This window comes from Chryseobacterium sp. SIMBA_028, assembly GCF_046535285.1.
Lineage (GTDB): Bacteria > Bacteroidota > Bacteroidia > Flavobacteriales > Weeksellaceae > Chryseobacterium.
In genome coordinates this window covers 1-268 of record NZ_JAWRWZ010000335.1, presented here as the reverse complement: position 1 = coordinate 268, position 268 = coordinate 1, and the positions used below count along the sequence as shown (strand labels likewise).

General features: G+C 72.0%; 1 protein-coding gene. It reads right to left on the bottom strand.

All coding sequences use genetic code 11. From position 1 onward, the window contains the following. Positions 1–268 (bottom strand): hypothetical protein (locus SCA31_RS23680; protein WP_410699456.1); only part of this gene is annotated, 268 nt, incomplete at both ends.

Here is a 268-nt window from a genome sequence, read left to right as displayed (position 1 = left end):
GCTCGCCGACAGGACCGACAAGTTCCTTCTCAAGGCCGACGGCCGACAGGCTTCCGAGCTCGCGTGCGGCCTCGGCGTCGTCAGCCCGTCCCTTGCCCGATAGCCAGACTGCGAAGTCGGCAAGGGCCGGGTCGGTGTGAACGGAGCTGTGCTGCGGCGGCACCGGTGCCTTCTGGACCAGGCGGCCGATATAGAGCGGACCGCCCGCCTTCGGGCCGGTGCCCGACAGGCCACGGCCGCCGAACGGCTGGACGCCGACGACCGCGCC